Origin of the sequence: Streptomyces sp. NPDC048419 (genome assembly GCF_043200415.1) — a bacterium.
GTDB lineage: Bacteria > Actinomycetota > Actinomycetes > Streptomycetales > Streptomycetaceae > Streptomyces.
The window spans coordinates 23,297-39,516 of record NZ_JBICXT010000013.1 but is presented as its reverse complement, the minus strand read 5'-3'; the positions used below and the strand labels follow the sequence as shown (position 1 = coordinate 39,516).

17 protein-coding genes and 1 tRNA gene are annotated in these 16,220 nt (G+C 72.6%); 9 read left to right on the top strand and 9 right to left on the bottom strand.

The window, feature by feature from the left end:
• Window positions 1-155 precede the first annotated feature (155 nt).
• From ACGFYN_RS25835 to ACGFYN_RS25800, 8 genes are all read left to right on the top strand, one after another.
• Entirely contained in the window at window positions 156-1,865 is a 1,710-nt protein-coding gene (locus tag ACGFYN_RS25835; protein WP_393868229.1) for a PucR family transcriptional regulator, read from the top strand.
• 68 nt (window positions 1,866-1,933) lie between these two features.
• Window positions 1,934-2,239, top strand: a complete 306-nt coding sequence (locus ACGFYN_RS25830; protein WP_393868228.1) for a hypothetical protein — start codon at window positions 1,934-1,936, stop codon at window positions 2,237-2,239.
• Window positions 2,240-2,611: 372 nt separating this feature from the next.
• Window positions 2,612-3,118, top strand: a complete 507-nt coding sequence (locus tag ACGFYN_RS25825) for a glycosyltransferase (protein WP_393868436.1) — start codon at window positions 2,612-2,614, stop codon at window positions 3,116-3,118.
• Window positions 3,119-3,452: 334 nt separating this feature from the next.
• A complete protein-coding gene (locus ACGFYN_RS25820) occupies window positions 3,453-4,037 on the top strand; it encodes a winged helix-turn-helix domain-containing protein (protein ID WP_393868227.1) in 585 nt (194 codons plus the stop codon).
• Between the two features lie 13 nt (window positions 4,038-4,050).
• Window positions 4,051-5,283: an acyl-CoA dehydrogenase family protein gene (locus ACGFYN_RS25815; protein WP_393868226.1), complete on the top strand. Its 1,233-nt coding sequence runs from the start codon at window positions 4,051-4,053 to the stop codon at window positions 5,281-5,283.
• A gap of 461 nt (window positions 5,284-5,744) precedes the next feature.
• On the top strand, window positions 5,745-6,854 hold the full coding sequence (locus ACGFYN_RS25810; RefSeq protein WP_393868225.1) for an aliphatic sulfonate ABC transporter substrate-binding protein: 1,110 nt from the start codon (window positions 5,745-5,747) through the stop codon (window positions 6,852-6,854).
• A gap of 40 nt (window positions 6,855-6,894) precedes the next feature.
• Window positions 6,895-7,695 carry an ABC transporter ATP-binding protein gene (locus tag ACGFYN_RS25805; RefSeq protein WP_393868224.1) on the top strand — a complete coding sequence of 267 codons (801 nt, stop codon included), beginning with the start codon at window positions 6,895-6,897 and terminating at the stop codon, window positions 7,693-7,695.
• Window positions 7,682-8,608 carry an ABC transporter permease gene (locus ACGFYN_RS25800; protein ID WP_393868223.1) on the top strand — a complete coding sequence of 309 codons (927 nt, stop codon included), beginning with the start codon at window positions 7,682-7,684 and terminating at the stop codon, window positions 8,606-8,608. Before ACGFYN_RS25805 ends, ACGFYN_RS25800 begins: the two co-directional genes overlap by 14 nt.
• A 44-nt stretch (window positions 8,609-8,652) precedes the next feature.
• Here ACGFYN_RS25800 and ACGFYN_RS25795 read toward each other — a convergent pair whose 3' ends face one another.
• From ACGFYN_RS25795 to ACGFYN_RS25785, 3 genes are all read right to left on the bottom strand, one after another.
• Complete coding sequence (locus ACGFYN_RS25795) at window positions 8,653-9,045, bottom strand: (2Fe-2S) ferredoxin domain-containing protein (RefSeq protein WP_393868222.1); 393 nt, start codon at window positions 9,043-9,045, stop codon at window positions 8,653-8,655.
• A gap of 172 nt (window positions 9,046-9,217) precedes the next feature.
• Window positions 9,218-9,291 (bottom strand) — tRNA-Pro (locus ACGFYN_RS25790).
• 110 nt (window positions 9,292-9,401) lie between these two features.
• A complete protein-coding gene (locus ACGFYN_RS25785; RefSeq protein WP_393868435.1) occupies window positions 9,402-10,853 on the bottom strand; it encodes an MFS transporter in 1,452 nt (483 codons plus the stop codon).
• A gap of 252 nt (window positions 10,854-11,105) precedes the next feature.
• Between ACGFYN_RS25785 and ACGFYN_RS25780 the strand changes: the two genes are divergently transcribed.
• Window positions 11,106-11,684: a TetR/AcrR family transcriptional regulator gene (locus ACGFYN_RS25780; RefSeq protein ID WP_393868221.1), complete on the top strand. Its 579-nt coding sequence runs from the start codon at window positions 11,106-11,108 to the stop codon at window positions 11,682-11,684.
• 43 nt (window positions 11,685-11,727) lie between these two features.
• Here ACGFYN_RS25780 and ACGFYN_RS25775 read toward each other — a convergent pair whose 3' ends face one another.
• The 6 genes from ACGFYN_RS25775 to ACGFYN_RS25750 all read right to left on the bottom strand — a co-directional run bounded on the left by ACGFYN_RS25775 (window position 11,728) and on the right by ACGFYN_RS25750 (window position 16,138).
• On the bottom strand, window positions 11,728-12,381 hold the full coding sequence (locus ACGFYN_RS25775; protein ID WP_393868434.1) for a LuxR C-terminal-related transcriptional regulator: 654 nt from the start codon (window positions 12,379-12,381) through the stop codon (window positions 11,728-11,730).
• A gap of 41 nt (window positions 12,382-12,422) precedes the next feature.
• A complete protein-coding gene (locus tag ACGFYN_RS25770) occupies window positions 12,423-13,760 on the bottom strand; it encodes a sensor histidine kinase (RefSeq protein ID WP_393868220.1) in 1,338 nt (445 codons plus the stop codon).
• A gap of 109 nt (window positions 13,761-13,869) precedes the next feature.
• A complete protein-coding gene (locus ACGFYN_RS25765) occupies window positions 13,870-14,661 on the bottom strand; it encodes an ABC transporter permease (protein ID WP_393868219.1) in 792 nt (263 codons plus the stop codon).
• The gene (locus ACGFYN_RS25760; RefSeq protein ID WP_393868218.1) at window positions 14,658-15,401 is read right to left on the bottom strand and encodes an ABC transporter ATP-binding protein; all 744 of its coding nucleotides are present in this window, start codon (window positions 15,399-15,401) and stop codon (window positions 14,658-14,660) included. The genes ACGFYN_RS25765 and ACGFYN_RS25760 overlap by 4 nt, the downstream gene beginning before the upstream one ends.
• Before the next feature lie 105 nt (window positions 15,402-15,506).
• A complete protein-coding gene (locus ACGFYN_RS25755) occupies window positions 15,507-15,713 on the bottom strand; it encodes a hypothetical protein (protein ID WP_393868217.1) in 207 nt (68 codons plus the stop codon).
• On the bottom strand, window positions 15,710-16,138 hold the full coding sequence (locus ACGFYN_RS25750; RefSeq protein ID WP_393868216.1) for a hypothetical protein: 429 nt from the start codon (window positions 16,136-16,138) through the stop codon (window positions 15,710-15,712). Before ACGFYN_RS25750 ends, ACGFYN_RS25755 begins: the two co-directional genes overlap by 4 nt.
• Between the last annotated feature and the right edge of the window lie 82 nt (window positions 16,139-16,220).

Below are 16,220 nucleotides of genomic sequence, written 5' to 3'. Positions count from 1 at the left end.
ACGCCTGAACTGTCCAGCCGGAGGACGGTGTTCGGACGTTGTGTCAGCCGCGCCGCGGACCGGCCTGCCGATCCAGGACGCCGGGACGGGGGTCCGGCCCCCCATGTGCAGGTCAGCGCCGCTTGTCACAGTGTCCGGGCGGGCAGGTAGGCCCTATGCGCGAGAACGAGCCCTCCCTGCGCGAGACCACCGACCCGACCACCGACACGACCTCCGGCTTGGCGAGGCGTCCGCTCACCGTCGCCGACGCCCTGGCCCTGCCGGTGCTCGCCGCCGGGCAGCCGCAGGTCGTCACCGGGGTGGCCCACCTGGACCGGCCGGTGCGCTGGGTGCACATCACCGAGCTGACGGACCCGGCGTCCTTCCTCAAGGGCGGCGAACTCGTCCTGACCACCGGCATGCCCCTGCCCGAGGAGCCGGCAGGCGTGCGCCGGTACGTCGACGAGCTCGCCGACGTCGGGGCGGCGGCCCTGGTCATCGAGCTCGTACGGCGCTACCACCGCCCGCCGCCCGCGCTCGTGGACGCCTGCCGGGCCCGCGGCCTGCCCCTGGTCACGCTCGCCGCGGACGTCAACTTCCTGGACGTGACCCAGGTCGTGCACGCGCTGCTCCTTGGCAACCAGGCGGACGCGATGCGCCGCACCCAGCGGATCCACGAGGCGTTCACCGCGCTGACGCTGCGCGGTGCGGGGCCCGAGGAGGTGGTGCGTGCGGCGGCGGAGATGAGCGGCCGGACGGTCGTCCTGGAGAACCTGGTGCACCAGGCGCTGATCTGCGAGCCCTCCGGCTGCACGGTGGAGGAGGCGCTCACCGGCTGGGAACGGCGCTCCAGGGCCGTACCGCCCCGCGAGCGCACCGAGGTGCGCGGTCCCGAGGGCTGGCTCGTGGCGCCCGTGGAGTACCAGGGCGAGCGCCGGGGCCGCGCGGTCATGCTCCCGGCCCGCGCGGGTTCCGCCGCCGTCGGGTCCTCGGCCTCCGGATCTTCCGCCGTCGGGTCCTCCGCCTTCGGACCGGAGGACGTCACCGTCCTGGAGCGGACGGCGATGGCCCTGACCATCGCCCGCCTCATCCACGCCACGCCCTGGGAGCGCACCGCCCACCGGGACGCCCTGCGCGACCTGGCCGAACAGCGCCACCGCTCCCCCGCGGACGCGCCCGCCCGGTTCGCCGCGCTGGGCCTGCCCGTCGCGGACTGCGCCTTCGTCGCCGTACGGGTGGACTTGCGTACGGAGGCCGGCGACGCGGAGGCGGAGAGCCGGCTGGCCGAGGACCTGCGGGCGGCCGGCGTGCCGGCGCTCGTCGGCGTCCTGGCGCCCGGCCGGCTCGGCGTCCTGCTCGCCCTGCGCGCCGCCGCGGGGTCCTGGCGCCCGGCGGTCGAGCGGCTGAGCCGCGCCGTCCTCGCCCTCGATCCGGAGGCGGTGGTGAGCGTCGGCTCCGAGGTCACGGACCTCTCCGACGCCGCCCGCTCCTTCCGCGAGGCCGGGCGGGTGGCGGAGGCCGTGCCGCCCGGCGCGTCGCCGCCCGAGGGCCGTCCCTTCCACGAGCTGTCCGACATCGGCCTGCGCCGTCTGCTGTTCGCGCTGCGCGAGGACGTCCGCATCCAGGAGTACGCCGAGCGCCTCCTCGGCCGTCTGGTCGACCACGACGCCCGCCACGGCACGGACCTCCTGACGACCCTGCGCCACTACCTCGACGCGGCCGGCAACAAGACCACCACGGCCCGCCACGGCAACCTCTCCCGCGAGACGGTCTACCAGCGACTGCGCACCGTCGAACGGCTGCTGGACCGCGACCTGGAATCGGGCGAGCAGCGCACCGAACTGCATGTGGCGCTGGCGGCACTTGATGTTCTGCGGATGGGCTGACCGGCGGTGCACACTGGCCGTCGCGGCAGCCGACGTGACTGTCGCTGAGCCGGAACGGGGAGAGTTGCGTGCGCATCGTGCTGACCAGCATGCCGGTCATGTCTCATCTGGTGCCCCTGGTGATGCCCTTGGCGCAGGCTCTCGCGCAGGCCGGTCACGAGGTGGCGGTCGCGACGGGTGCCGCGATGGCCGAAGAGCTCGACCGGCACGGCGTACGGCATCTGCCGCTCCAACGCGCGCTCGCCCCACACCAGTTCGGGCAGGATCCGGAGCTGGCGAGGAGCATCGGGCTGGACGCGAACGGAGCACCGATCGCCGACGCGGCGCCGATCGATCCCGGTGAGGCGTTCGGCCGGCTCTTCGCGGGCGCGTAGCCGTGCGCGCCGCCGAGGATCTCCTCGAGGCGCTCGACGGATGGCCGCCGGACCTGATCATCCGGGAGTGCACCGAGTTCGGCGGCTACCTGGCGGGCGAACGGCTCGGCGTCCCGCAGGCCGTACTCGACCATGTGCCGCTGGTGCCCACCCGCCACCCGGGGATGCTCGGCCGGCTGAACGGGTCCCGGGCCGCACTGGGCCTGCCGCCGATCACGGACGTGGCCGACCTCGCCCGCCACCGGTGGTTCGGGGCGATGCCCGTGGAGTGGTCTCCCGCCGCATCGCAGTCCTCCGCCGAAGGCCACTACCGGCTGGCCCCCGCCCCGGACCAGGCTCCCCTCGACCCGGCGATCGCCGCGCTGCCCTCGGATCGTCCGCTGGTGCTGGCGACGCTGGGGTCGAACACCGGCCACATGCAGGCCGACGACTCCGTCCTGGAGAACGTCGTCGCGGCGCTCGGGGAGGTCCCCTGCCAGGGCGTGGTCGCTCTCGGCTCCCACCTGGACCCTGCCGGGTGGACCGGGCCGCGGGCCCGCCAACGCGCATCTCACCTCCTTCGTCCAGCAGCGGCTGCTGCTGCCCGCCTGCGATCTGTTCGTCACGCACGCCGGGGCCAACGGCATCCGCGAATCCCTGGCCGCCGGCGTGCCGATGGTCGCGGTCCCGCTCTTCGCCGACCAGCCCGTCAACGCGGACCGGCTGGCCGAGCTCGGGCTCGGCCTCACGGTGCGGCCCGAGGACGCCGGCACGGCCCTCGCGGACGCCTGTCGTCGCGTCCTCGACGACCCCGGCTTCCGGCAGCGCGCACGCGGATTCCAGCGGCAGATGCTCGCGCTCCCCGGGGTGGACCAACTGGTCGCGGACCTCACCAATTAGCCGTCGGGCGGGGCGAGAAGACACCCCGGGCGAGCAGTCGACGCCCGTCCTTTTCTCAGAGTGTGAGACTTTCCCTACTTTCCCTATCGAATTACTAGGGAAAGCTTGACGGCGTTCGAGGCGGATGCGCAGCATGATGGACATGTCCCGTACGCAGCAACGACTCGTTCGTCGTCGGCATGTCGACTTCGGTCACGTCGTCAGCGCCGCCTGCTGTCACGCGTAAGGCACCCGGCCCACCCCTTCGCCGGTGCCCCTCCGCCCCCTTTCCAGGCGATCAGGCGACTCACCCACCGCGCCCGATGGCTCGACACACTTCCGAGGGACAACCCCCATGACCACAGCGCTTCCGGCCCAGGCCGCCCCGCACGACCAGCCACTGCCCGACGCCCGCCATCTCCGCCTGGTGGGCGACGCCGTGCTCGGCGACGCACAGAGCCGGACTTCCGCCCCGCTCGTCGGCTATCTCGTCCTCGTCCCCGAGGGCACGGATCCCGCCGAGCTGTTCGCCAAGGACCGGCCGCGGCCCGAGATCCGGCCGGTCGTCACCACGGCCCCGGCCCAGGCCCCGGCACCTGCCCGCCCGGCGGAGGACGACGGAGTCGTACGCATCGATCCCGCGCGCCATGTCGCCGAGGTGGACGGACGCGAACTCGAGCTCACCTACCTGGAGTTCGGGCTGCTGGCGCAGCTCGTTCAGCACCCCCACCACGTGCAGACGCGCGACCAGCTGGTGACCGCCGTCTGGGGCTACGACCACATCGGCGACGGCCGCACCGTCGACGTCCACATCGCCCGCCTGCGCCGCAAGCTGGGCGCGGCCAACCGGCACCGGATCGTCACCGTACGGCGCCTGGGCTACAAGTACGTGCCCGACCAGCGGCAGGGCGCCGACGCCGCGCCCTGCCGCCGAGACTGAGGAGAGCACTTCCATGGGCCTGGCCTCGCCGCCGTTCCGCCCCACCTCGCCGTCCGACCGCCCCGGGCCGGGCCACGCGCACTGGCTGCGCGTGGCGCGGGAGGTGGCGGACGACCTCGCCACGGACACGGTGGCCAGGGAGCAGGCGGGCAAGGCCCCGTTCGACGAGGTGTCCCGGCTGCGCGAGGCGGGGCTGCTGACGCTTCTGACGCCGGCCGGGTCGGGAGGCGGCGGCGCCGACCTGACCACGGTCTACGCCGTCGTCCGGGAGATCGCCGCGGCCGACGGCGCGATCGGTCAACTCCTCGGCTGTCACTACTTCTTGTCGTACAGCGCCCGGCTCCTGGCCGAACCCGCCCTCGCCGCGCGGATCGAGGAGCGGTCCACGGCCGGGGAGTGGTGCTGGGGCGGCGCCTTCGCCCGCCAGGAACCGCCGCTGCCGCTGGCCCGGACCTCCCGCGGCCTGGTGCTCAACGGCCGGCAGAGCTACACCACCGGGGCCCTGGTCGCCGACCGTCTCGCCGTGTGCGCCGTGCGCGAGGACACGGGCGAACCCTTCGCCGTCCTGGTGGACACCGCCCATCGCGGCGTGCGGATCGACGACGACACCGACGCCTTCGGCCAGCGCCTCGCGGCCGGCGGCAGCGTGGAGTTCGACGACGTACCGGTCAAGGCCGACGACGTGCTCGGCTCCCTGTCCGCGGACGAGGACATCCTGTCGCCGCGGTCCGCCCTGGCATCGCCGGTCGGGCGCCTCGTCTCCGTGCAGCTCTGTCTCGGCATGGCCGAGGGTGTGCTCGCCGAGGTCCGTGAGTACATCCGGACGGGACACACGCCGTGGCAGCACCCCACCTGGCCGGTCGGCACCTCCCACGACCCACAGGTGCTGACCGCCTACGGAGAACTCACCGTCCTCACCCGTTCCGCCTCCGCCCTCGCCGATCAGGCGATGGAGGGGGTGCAGGACCTGCTGGCACATGGCGAGGACGTGACCTACGACGAGTACGCCGAGACGGCCGCCCTGGTGGCCATGGCCGAAGCCGCCGCCTCCCGTGCCGCTCAGGAGTCCACCGCCCGCGCCCTCGACATCGTCGGCGCCCGCTCCACCTCCGCACGGCTGGGTTTCGACGGCTTCTGGCGCAACGCCCGGGCCCACACCCTGCACGCGCCCGTCACCCACCGGCTCCGCGATGTCGGGGACTACGTCCTCAACGGCGCCCACCCTCCGTTCGTCCTGCCCTCCTGACCTGGGAGAACAGCCCGAGCCCTGCCGCTATCCCAATATCCGAGATAGAGGCGTCCATCATATGAACACGCCCTTGGGGTAGGCGCAACTTTCTGCCACGATCCCTACCAGCCAGGTAGGAATACTAGGGATCGGGGGGCCATGAGAACGCTCAAGCGCGCGCGGCGGCCGCTTCCCCTGTTGACCTCGCGTCGCCACATCGACTTCGGCCGCACGTCCAGCGCCATCTGTCGGCCCGTCTGAAGGCCGTCCGCAGAACGTTCTTCGGCCGGCCCCGCGCCATGCGTCTCCGCCGCCGAACCCGCGACGCACTCCTGTCTCCGCGGGCCCGGCGGGCGAAGCGCCCCTGCGCGCTCTTCGGCTTCACGCCTCGCGCCGTAGTTCCACGCCTGGCGCCGCGGCACCGCGCCTCGCGCCATCGGCATCTCCCCGATCCGCCCGTTCCCTGAGAGGACACCTCCGTGTCTGCCGTAAGACCGCTCAAGACCCTGCGCACCCTCGCTGTCATCACAGCGCTTCCCCTTCTGCTCACCGCCTGCGGCTACGGCTCGAAGTCCACCGACGACGACAGCAAGCAGAACGCGGTCGCGGCAGGGGCCAAGAAGCTCTCCGCCGACGAGGTGAAGATCGGCTACTTCCCCAACCTCACGCACGCCACCGCGCTGGTGGGCGTCCAGGAAGGCCTGTTCCAGAAGGAGTTGGGCGGCACCAAGATCAAGCCGTCGACCTTCAACGCGGGGCCCTCCGAGATCGAGGCGCTCAACGCCGGTTCCATCGACATCGGCTGGATCGGCCCCTCCCCCGCCATCAACGGCTACACCAAGTCGAACGGCAAGAGCCTGAAGATCATCGGCGGTTCGGCCTCGGGCGGGGTGAAGCTCGTCGTCAACCCGAAGAAGATCAAGTCCCTGGACGACGTCAAGGGCAAGAAGATCGCCACGCCGCAGCTCGGCAACACGCAGGACGTCGCGTTCCTCAACTGGATCGCGGAGAAGGGCTGGAAGGTCGACCCGCAGAGCGGCAAGGGTGACGTCTCCGTCGTCCGCTCGGACAACAAGATCACCCCGGACGCCTACAAGTCCGGCTCCATCGACGGGGCCTGGGTGCCGGAGCCGACCGCGTCGAAGCTGGTCGCCGAGGGCGGCAAGGTGCTCCTCGACGAGTCGACGCTGTGGCCGGACAAGAAGTTCGTGATCACGAACATCATCGTGTCGCAGAAGTTCCTCAAGGAGCACCCGGACGTCGTCGAGGCCGTGCTGCGCGGCTCGGTGAAGACCAACCAGTGGATCAACGCCAACCCCGACAAGGCGAAGGCGTCCGCCAACACGGCGCTGCAGAAGCTGTCGGGCAAGGCGCTGCCCGCCGAGGTCATCGACCTGGCCTGGAAGTCGATCCAGTTCACCGACGACCCGCTGGCCTCGACCCTCGACACCGAGGCGAAGCACGCGGTGAAGGCCGGGCTGCTGGACAAGCCCGACCTCAAGGGCATCTACGACCTCGCGCCGCTGAACAAGGTCCTCAAGGCCGCGGGCAAGGCCACGGTCGACGACGCCGGTCTCGGCGCCCGGTAACGACCCACCGCACAGGACGAGTTCCCAGGAGATGACGACCATGGCCACCGCGATCGGCAAGGCGGTCGAGGACACCACCACGGCGGTGACGCACGCCGCCCGCATCGAGCATGTCTCGAAGTCCTTCCCCGCCCCGGGCACGCCCGGCGGGCAGCAGCTCGTGCTGGACGACATCACGCTCGATGTCGCACCGGGCGAGTTCGTCACCCTCCTGGGAGCTTCCGGCTGCGGCAAGTCCACCCTGCTCAACCTGGTGGCGGGGCTGGACCTGCCGTCGGCCGGCACCATCGGCACCGACGGGCGCCCGGCCCTGATGTTCCAGGAGCACGCCCTGTTCCCGTGGCTGACCGCGGGCAAGAACATCGAACTCGCGCTGAAACTGCGCGGAGTCGCGAAGCCGGAGCGGCGCGGCAGGGCCGAGGAGCTGCTCGAACTGGTCCGGCTGCAGGGCGCGTACGGCAAGCGCGTGCACGAGCTGTCGGGCGGTATGCGCCAGCGTGTCGCGCTCGCCCGTGCCCTGGCCCAGGACAGCCGGCTGCTGCTGATGGACGAGCCGTTCGCGGCGCTGGACGCCATCACCCGGGACGTCCTGCACGACGAACTGACCCGCATCTGGGCCGAGACCGGCCTCTCCGTCCTGTTCGTGACGCACAACGTGCGCGAGGCCGTACGGCTGGCCCAGCGGGTCGTCCTGCTCTCCTCCCGCCCGGGCCGCATCGCCCGGGAGTGGACGGTCGGCATTCCGCAGCCGCGCCGTATCGAGGACGCCGCGGTCGCCGAACTGTCCGTCGAGATCACCGAAGAACTGCGTGGGGAGATCCGCCGCCATGGCCAGCACTGACACCGGCGTCGACGTCACCAAGGACGACGCGCCCGCGGCCGGGGAGCCCCGGCCCGTGAGCGGACTGGCGGGACTGGAGGCCGGGCTCGACGCCCTGGACTCGGTGCAGACCGGCCGGACTCCGCTGCGCGAGACCCTGGTCCGCAAGGTCCTGCCGCCCCTCACCGCCGTCGCCCTGGTGCTGGTGGTCTGGCAGTCGCTGGTGTGGAGCGGGACCGTGCCCGACTACAAACTGGCCTCGCCGGCCGAGGTGTGGGGCGAACTGCGCACGGCCTGGCTCCAGGGCACGCTGCTCGACTACATCTGGACCAGCGTCTCGCGCGGCCTGCTCGGCTTCCTGCTGGCCCTCGTCATCGGCACGCCGCTCGGTCTGCTGGTCGCCCGGGTGCCGTTCGTCCGGGCCGCCATCGGGCCCGTCCTGTCCGGCCTGCAGTCGCTGCCGTCGGTGGCCTGGGTGCCGCCCGCCGTGATCTGGCTGGGCCTGGACGACTCGATGATGTACGCGGTGATTTTGCTGGGCGCGGTCCCCTCCATCGCCAACGGCCTCGTCGCCGGCATCGACCAGATCCCCCCGCTGTATCTGCGGGCCGGACGCACGCTCGGCGCGACCGGGCTGCGCGGAGCCTGGCACATCGTCATGCCAGGTGCGCTGCCCGGTTATCTGGCCGGGCTGAAGCAGGGCTGGGCGTTCGCCTGGCGGTCCCTGATGGCCGCCGAGATCATCGCCTCCTCGCCCGATCTGGGCGTGGGACTCGGCCAGTTGCTGGAGAACGGGCGCACCAACAGCAGCATGTCCCAGGTGTTCCTGGCCATCTTCCTGATCCTGCTCGTCGGCATCGCCATCGACCTGCTGATCTTCAGCCCGCTGGAGCGGTGGGTGCTGCGCAGCCGGGGTCTGCTGGTCAGCCGCTGACCGTACGGGTCACCCGTCGCCCGCCGAACGGATGGGGCACCGGCTCATCGCGCCCTCCGGGGCGGTGTGAAGACGTACAGGTCGAGGATGTCGGGGCAGGGCGCGACGCCGGGGCCCCCTGCCTCCACCCACGCGGCGATGTCGTCGGTGGCGTCCGGGTCGTTGACCAGGCCGAGCCAGACAGGACGGGCGCCGGTGGCGCGTGCTGCGGCGGAGGGCTGGACGACGATCACGTTGGCGTGTTCGCACACGTCGAGGCAGGCCGAGATGCGTACGGGGACCTGGTCGGTCAGACGCGCCGTCTGCCCTTCGTGGTCGACCCCACTCACTTTCGGGCTGCCGCAGCAGCAGTCCCGGCAGACCACGACGCGGCACGGTGCCGGTGCGGCGGGGCTGCGTTCCGCACGGCGGTCGTCAGGTTGCTGTCGGGACGTCACTCGTCGCGCTCCTCTTCCGGGAAGATCCGCCGCGGGCGTCGGGAGGCTGTCAGGTCCGGCGTACGGTCGGCTTCGTGAACAGTTGCCCGGTGTCCCACCGACCCCCGGGAACGCTCAAGGGGCCGTCTCGGATGTCCTCCGAAACAGCCCCTTGCGATCCGACTTCGCGAAGTCGGGACGACAGGATTTGAACCTGCGACCCCTTGACCCCCAGTCAAGTGCGCTACCAAGCTGCGCCACGTCCCGGTGCGTCTCGCGCGGTGAACCGCGTGAACGCGCAGGTCGACCTTACCGTACGGGCAGCGGTGTCCGCGTCGGCCCGGCGCCCGGCTGCGGGGCCGGGCCGACGCCGTACGTCAGCCGCGCGCGGCGGGCACGGCGGCCTGCGGCTCCGCGGGGGCCGGGGTGTCCGTGGAGCTCGCCGCGGGGGTAAGGCGGCCGGCGCGGGCCACCGGGACGAGCAGGGCCGCGAGGGCCGCGCCCAGGCAGAGGATCGCCAGCAGGGTGAAGCCATGGGTGTAGCCGGAGGCGTACGGCAGGCCCGAGGGCTGGAGGTGGCCGGTGACCAGGACGCTGGTCACGGCCGCGCCGATGGAGCCGCCGATGGTGCGGATGTTGGCGTTCATGCCGGTCGCGGCGCCGGTCTGGGAGGCCGGGACGCTGCCCACGATCAGGTTGGCCATCGAGGCGAAGGCCAGTCCGATGCCGAGGCCGAACACCCCGGAGACGAGGGCGACTTGCCACTGCTGGTGGTGCCAGAGGGCGAGCATCCCGAGGGCGACGGCACCAAGCGCGGCGCCTGCGGTCAGCAGGGTCTTGGCACCCACGACCGGCTCCAGGCGGCCGCTGAGGATGCCGGAGCAGAACATGGTCACCAGCATGGGCAGCATCAGCAGGCCGGAGGCCGTGACGCTTGCGCCGAAGCCGTATCCCGCGGCACCGGGCGTCTGCACGAAGCCGGGCAGGAAGGACCACAGCGCGTACATGCCCGCGCCGAACAGCAGGGCCACGGTGTTGGTGGTCCACACGGCGGGCAGCCGCATGACGCGCAGGTCGATCAGCGGGGAGCGGGAGCGGGCCTCGGTCAGCAGCCAGGCGGTGAACAGGACGACCGCCGCGGCGAACAGCCCGACCACCTTGACCGAACCCCAGCCCCAGGTGCCCGCCTGGCTCAGCGGCAGCAGCAGCGCCACGAGCCAGGCCGACAGCAGGCCCGCGCCCAGCCAGCTGACGTTGCCCTCGGCCCTGCTGGGCGACTCGGGGACGTAGCGCATCGCGATGACGACGGTGGCCGCGACGACGGCGACGGGGATCCAGAACAGCCAGCGGTAGTCGAGCGCGGACACGATGGGCCCGGCGGCGACGATGCCGACGCCGCCGCCCGCGGCGATCACGGCGGACAGGTTGCTGATGTTGCCGCTGACCTGCGAGGCGTCGAACTCGTCGCGGATGATGCCGAAGGAGAGCGGGAAGAGCGCGCCGCCGACGCCCTGGACGACGCGGGCGACGATCAGTACGCCGATGCTCGGGGCGAGCGCGGCGAGCAGGCAGCCGAGCAGCACGACGAACAGGACGGCGACGAGCGTGCGCTTCTTGCCGATCAGGTCGCCGACCCGGCCGAGGATCGGGGTGAAGACGGAGGCGGACAGCAGGTAGGCCGTCATCACCCAGGTCGCGGTGGACTGTGAGGTGTGCAGCGCGTGCTGGACCGTCGGCAGGGCCGGCGCTATCAGCGACTGCAGCATGGCGAACACACCGGCGCCGGTCGCAAGGACGGCGAAGGTGAGACGGGTGGACTTGCGGGGCATGGAAGTGCCTCTCCGAACGAACGGGGTGCGGCCGAGGTCCTCGGGCGCGGTCGTACGGGCCCGCGGCGCCTGCTGGGCGCCCTGGGGCACGCCGACGGCCGCGGTGAGCGGTCGCGGAAAGGTGAGGGGGTGTGCTGCGTGCGGCCGCACGCAGCCACGGCGATCGCAACTCGCACTGGTAAAGTGGAGGTACGCCTCCACTGTAGCGGAGGTATCCCTCCGGTTCAACCTCGTCCCGCCCGGGAGGCAGCAGTGTCGGCCCAGCCGTACCCCGTCCGAGAGCTCGTGGCGTCCCGGCGCCCGCACCGCAAGGACGCCGCGCGCAACTACGACGCGTTGCTGGCCGCCGCGCGCGAGGCGTTCGCCGAGCACGGCGCCGAGGCGTCCCTGGAGGACATCGCGCGGCGCGCGGGCGTCGGCATCGGCACCCTGTACCGGAACTTCCCCTCCCGCCGCGAGCTGTTCGAGAGCGTGTACGCGGAGGAGGTCAACGAACTCGTCCGGGTCGCCGAGGAGGTCGCCGGCCGGGAGCCGTGGGAGGCGCTGACCTCCTGGCTCGCCCGGTTCGCGGACTACATGGTGACCAAGCGGGCGGTGCGCGAGGCGCTGGACGAGGAGTCCGAGATCTTCGACGCCTGCCGCGAGTCGATGTACGCCGCCGGCGGGCCGCTGTTCACGCGCGCGCAGGAGGCGGGCGTGGCCCGCGAGGACATGGACTTCGGCGACCTGATCCGCATGGTCGCGGGCATCACCGGGACGGTGTTCGCCGACGACACCCAGCGGGACCGCGTGCTGGCCATCGCGCTGGACGGGGTGCGGACCGGGGGCTGAAGCACGCACCCCGGGCACCCGCGCCGGGCGTCCGGGCAGGACCTCAGGTGCCGAGCGCCCCGAGGTACCGCAGCACCGCCAGCACCCGCCGGTTCGCGTCCTCCGACGCCGGGAGGCCCAACTTGCCGAAGACGGCGGCCACATGCTTCTCCACCGTGCCGGCCGACACCGTCAGCGCCTGCGCGATCGCGGCGTTGGACCGGCCCTCCGCCATCAGCGCCAGCACCTCGCGCTCGCGGGCCGTCAGCGATTCCAGGGCCTCGGCGCCGCGGGCGGCGCCGGCGAGCTGGGTGACGACCTCGGGGTCGAGGGCGGTGCCGCCGCCCGCCACGCGGTGCAGGGCGTCGGTGAACTCGGCGACGTTCGCGACCCGGTCCTTGAGCAGATAGCCCACCCCGGCCGACCCCGCGGCCAGCAGTCTCGTCGCGTACTTCGTCTCGATGTACTGGGAGAACAGCAGCACCCCGGTGCCGGGGAACTCCTGCCGGACGGCGATGGCCGCGCGCAGGCCCTCGTCGGTGTGGGTGGGCGGCATCCGGATGTCGACGACCGCGACGTCCGGCCGGTGCTCGGCCACGGCCGCCCTGAGCGCGTCGGCGTCACCGACGGCCGCGCACACCTCAAGGCCGCGGTCGGTGAGCATCAGGGCCAGCAACTCCCGTAGCACCGCGGCATCTTCGGCGATCACGACGCGCATGGCGGGAATGCTCTCACGGCTGTCGGCCTCCTGGTCGTCGGTCATGCGTGCAGCGGCAGCGAGATCGTCACGGACGTCGGGCCGCCCGCGGGGCTGCTGATGTCCAGGGTGCCGTCGACCGTGCGCGCCCGCTGCACGAGTCCCGTCAGACCGCTGCCCGCGCCGAGCGTCGCGCCGCCGTGGCCGTCGTCCGTCATCCGTAGCCGCAGCAGGCCGTCCTCCAGGGTGACGCGGAGGACCGCCCGGCCGGCGCCGCTGTGCTTGATGACGTTGGTGAGCAGTTCGGCGGCGCAGAAATAGGCGATGGTCTCGATCGCCGGGGTGGGCCGCTCGGGGACGTCCACGGCCAGCTCCACGGGTACGGTGCTGCGCGCCGCCAGGCTCGCGAGGGCGTCGGGCAGACCGTCGTCCAGTACGGGCGGGTGGAGACCGCGGGCCAGGTCGCGCAGTTCGGTGAGGGCTTCGGTGGCGTTGGTGTGGGCGGTCTCGATCAGCCGGCGCAGCCGTTCGGGGTCGGCGACGGGTTCGCCCCCGGCGCCCAGCCGCTCCCGCGCCATGTCGAGGCTCATGGCCAGCGCGACGAGCCGTACCTGCGCGCCGTCGTGCAGGTCCCGTTCCAGGCGGCGCAGCAGGGCCGCGGAGTCGTCGACGGCGAGAGCCCGGGTCTCCTCCAAGTTCCGTACGCGCTGGGCGAGTTCACCGGGACCCAGCAGCGCGCGGATCAGCCAGCGGTCCACGGCGACGATGCCTTGGGTGAGCCACGGCGCCGCGAGCAGCGTGGCGGCGCCGACCGCTGCGGCCACGAGGGTTCCCGCGAAGCCGGTGCTGTGCGGGGCGCCGCCGCCGACCGGGATCGGGGTGATGGTCGCCATGCCCTCCCCGCCGGGGTGCGGGCGCTGGCCGAAGGCGGCCCAGCGCAGCGGCGCGGACAGGTTGAGCAGGCCGGTGATCCACCAGCTCAGGGCGTAGTACTGAACGGCGGCGACGGGCAGCTTGACCAGCACGTACGCCACCGAGCGCCAGCCCGCGGCGTCCCGCAGCCGTGCGTCGAGCCGCGCGAACGCCTTGCCCTCGGGCCTGAGCTGCGCGGGTGCCGGCACCCGTTCCCCCAGCAGCCGCGCGGCCAGCGCGCGATGCACGGCGGCGAAGGCACGGGCGAGCCCGGTCGCGGTGACGACGAGCAGCAGTCCGAGCACGGCCCCCACGAGGGACACGGTGAAGGCGGCGCCGAGCGCGAGCAGCACGAGGACGAGAACGAACCCGACGAGCGCGAGGGGAAGGCCGGCCAGACAGTACGCGGCCTCGCTCCCGGCCCGGGCTGTGAACGGAGCACGCAGCACGGCCCGCAGTCGAACCGCCCCCGTTTGTGTCTCCTGCATGATCCCAGTGTCCCGTCACTCTGCGCGCTGCGGTTCCGCACCACCCTCCAGGGGCGCGGGGAACTGCGCGACCAGCCACGACGCACCCGCAGCCGACCAGCGGCCAGGGTTACACGTCGCGCCGCACAAGCAGTCGCCCGCCGATACCGAGCACGACCGCCACGTAGAAACACAACACCCCGAACCCGCACCACGGAGACAGGCACCCGGCGACCGGCTTGCTCACGGCCAGTGAATTCGCCGCGATCATGGTCGGGAAGAACTTGGCGACGGTGACCCCGGTCAGCCCGGCCAGCACCGCGGGCACGACGTAGAGCACGCCGACCAGCAGCCCGATGGCCAGGGCCGTGTGCCGCACGATCGCTCCGAAGGCGAGACCGATCAGCCCGACCAGGGCGAGGTAGGCGCCCGACAGCAGCAGCGCGCGCAGCACCCCCGGATCGCCGAGCCCGGGCCGGGGCACCCCGTCGGTCAGGGCGAGCCGCCCGGCCAGGAAGGTGGCGAAGGTGACGACCTCGCCGACGGCCAGCGTGACGGCGCCGAGGACCGCGCCCTTGGCGGCGAGCAGCAGCGGCCGGTTCGGGACCGCGGCGAAGGCGGACCGGATCGCGCCGGAGGAGTACTCGCCGGTGATCACGAGCACGCCGAGCACGCCGACGATCATCTGGCCGAGGGCGATGCCGGCCAGCACGTTGTTCACCGGGTCGAAGGTGTCCGCGTGGTCCGGGCCGGGCACCTTGGTGTTGGCCATCGTGACGACCCCGATGGCGATCATCCCGGCCACGGTGGCGAGCAGTGCCCAGAGCGTTGAGCGCAGGCTGCTCAGCTTGATCCACTCCATGTGTGCGGCATGCCCGAACCGGTGGTGGCCGGCCGGAAGGCTCGTCTCCACGGCGCTCACGGCTGCCTCCTGTTCTCGGCGGGGGCGACGCCCCGGTAGTCGGCGCTGGACCCGGTGATCGCGAAGAACGCCTCCTCCAACGACCGGCCGCCCGCGGTCAGTTCGGCGACGGAGGTGTCGGCGAGCAGGCGTCCCTGCCCGATCACGATCAAGTGGTCGGCGGTGAGCGCCATTTCGCTGATGAGGTGGCTGGAGAGCAGGACGGTGCGCCCCTCGGCGGCGAGGGACTTCATCAGGGTGCGGATCCAGCGCACGCCCTCCGGGTCGAGCCCGTTGACCGGCTCGTCGAAGAGCAGCACGGCCGGATCGCCGAGCAACGCGGCGGCGATGCCGAGCCGTTGCGCCATGCCGAGCGAGAAGCCGCCGGCCCGCTTGCGCGCGACGCCGGTGAGACCGACGGTGTCCAGGACGGCGCCCACCCGGGCACGGGGGATGCCGTTCGAGGCCGCGAGCGCCGCCAGGTGCGCCGCCGCACTGCGGCCGGGGTGGTGGGTGCGGGCCTCCAGCAGTGCGCCGACCTCGCGCAGCGGCCGGCGCAGCTCGTGGTAGGCCCGGCCGTCGATGCGGACGGTGCCCCGGTCGGGGCGGTCCAGGCCCATGATCAGGCGCATGGTGGTGGATTTGCCGGACCCGTTGGGGCCGAGGAAGCCGGTGACGGCGCCCGGCCGGACGTCGAAGCCGAGCCCGTCGACGGCGAGGGTCGGTCCGTAGCGTTTGGTCAGACCGCGCGCTTCGATCATGGCTGCTCCTGGTGGCTGCGCTCAGGCCACCGAGGTGGTGGCCGCACTCGTACCACCGAAGCTAGCCGCGCGGACCGGCGCCCGGAACGCGGCTGCCCTCCGTCCTCACCTGGGGGTTTTCCCCCAGCCCGTCGCCGCGACCGCGTCCACCACGACGTCGGCGACCGGTGCGGGCCGCTCGACCAGCACGGCGTGCCCGGCGTCGCGCACCGTGACCATGCGGACGTGCGGGCAGGCCTGAAGGCCCCGCTGTTCGCCGTCCGTCAGCCCGATCTCGTCGTGGTCGCCGCGGACCGCCCGTGCTGCTGTCACCGATCTTCTCCCGCGCCGACGAGGCGACGTTCCTGGCGGTGATGAACGCTCTGGGCCGGGTGCCCGGCCTCGGCAGCGCGGGCTGGACCCTCATGTGGAAGCTGCTGCCCAGGGCCATGAAACGTGAACTGCCCGCGCACCTCGCCGAGGCGCCGGCCGCGGACATGGCCGCCGACGACCCGGCCACGTGGGATGGTCCTCGTGCCCGAGGACGTGAGCATGGAGCACCACGCCCGGCTGCCGGCCCACGCCGTGGTGCCGCCGAAGCCGGGCATGGTGGCCGCGACCAACCCCTGTCCCGCCAGGGCCGGTTCGGCCATCACGTCGGCGTAGAACTCGGTCGAGCACAGCCCGCCCGGGATCATCAGCACCCGGTGCGGAGCCTGCTCGGGGCCCGCACGGCGGATGTGCCACCGCTCGTTCATACTCCGAGCGTGACGCCGGACGCCGGCCCCCGCATCCGCTGCGGTGGCCGGCGTCCGTCCCCGTCCCCCCTGACCGGGCAGG

What these genes read in the sequence shown, in the direction of transcription:
- ACGFYN_RS25760 (WP_393868218.1), bottom strand. Translation starts at nt 15,401, where the DNA reads ATGATCGAAGCGCGCGGTCTGACCAAACGCTACGGACCGACCCTCGCC.
- ACGFYN_RS25770 (WP_393868220.1), bottom strand. Translation starts at nt 13,760, where the DNA reads ATGCAGGAGACACAAACGGGGGCGGTTCGACTGCGGGCCGTGCTGCGT.
- ACGFYN_RS25750 (WP_393868216.1), bottom strand. Translation starts at nt 16,138, where the DNA reads ATGAACGAGCGGTGGCACATCCGCCGTGCGGGCCCCGAGCAGGCTCCG.
- ACGFYN_RS25835 (WP_393868229.1), top strand. Translation starts at nt 156, where the DNA reads ATGCGCGAGAACGAGCCCTCCCTGCGCGAGACCACCGACCCGACCACC.
- ACGFYN_RS25815 (WP_393868226.1), top strand. Translation starts at nt 4,051, where the DNA reads ATGGGCCTGGCCTCGCCGCCGTTCCGCCCCACCTCGCCGTCCGACCGC.
- ACGFYN_RS25800 (WP_393868223.1), top strand. Translation starts at nt 7,682, where the DNA reads ATGGCCAGCACTGACACCGGCGTCGACGTCACCAAGGACGACGCGCCC.
- ACGFYN_RS25820 (WP_393868227.1), top strand. Translation starts at nt 3,453, where the DNA reads ATGACCACAGCGCTTCCGGCCCAGGCCGCCCCGCACGACCAGCCACTG.
- ACGFYN_RS25785 (WP_393868435.1), bottom strand. Translation starts at nt 10,853, where the DNA reads ATGCCCCGCAAGTCCACCCGTCTCACCTTCGCCGTCCTTGCGACCGGC.
- ACGFYN_RS25775 (WP_393868434.1), bottom strand. Translation starts at nt 12,381, where the DNA reads ATGCGCGTCGTGATCGCCGAAGATGCCGCGGTGCTACGGGAGTTGCTG.
- ACGFYN_RS25805 (WP_393868224.1), top strand. Translation starts at nt 6,895, where the DNA reads ATGGCCACCGCGATCGGCAAGGCGGTCGAGGACACCACCACGGCGGTG.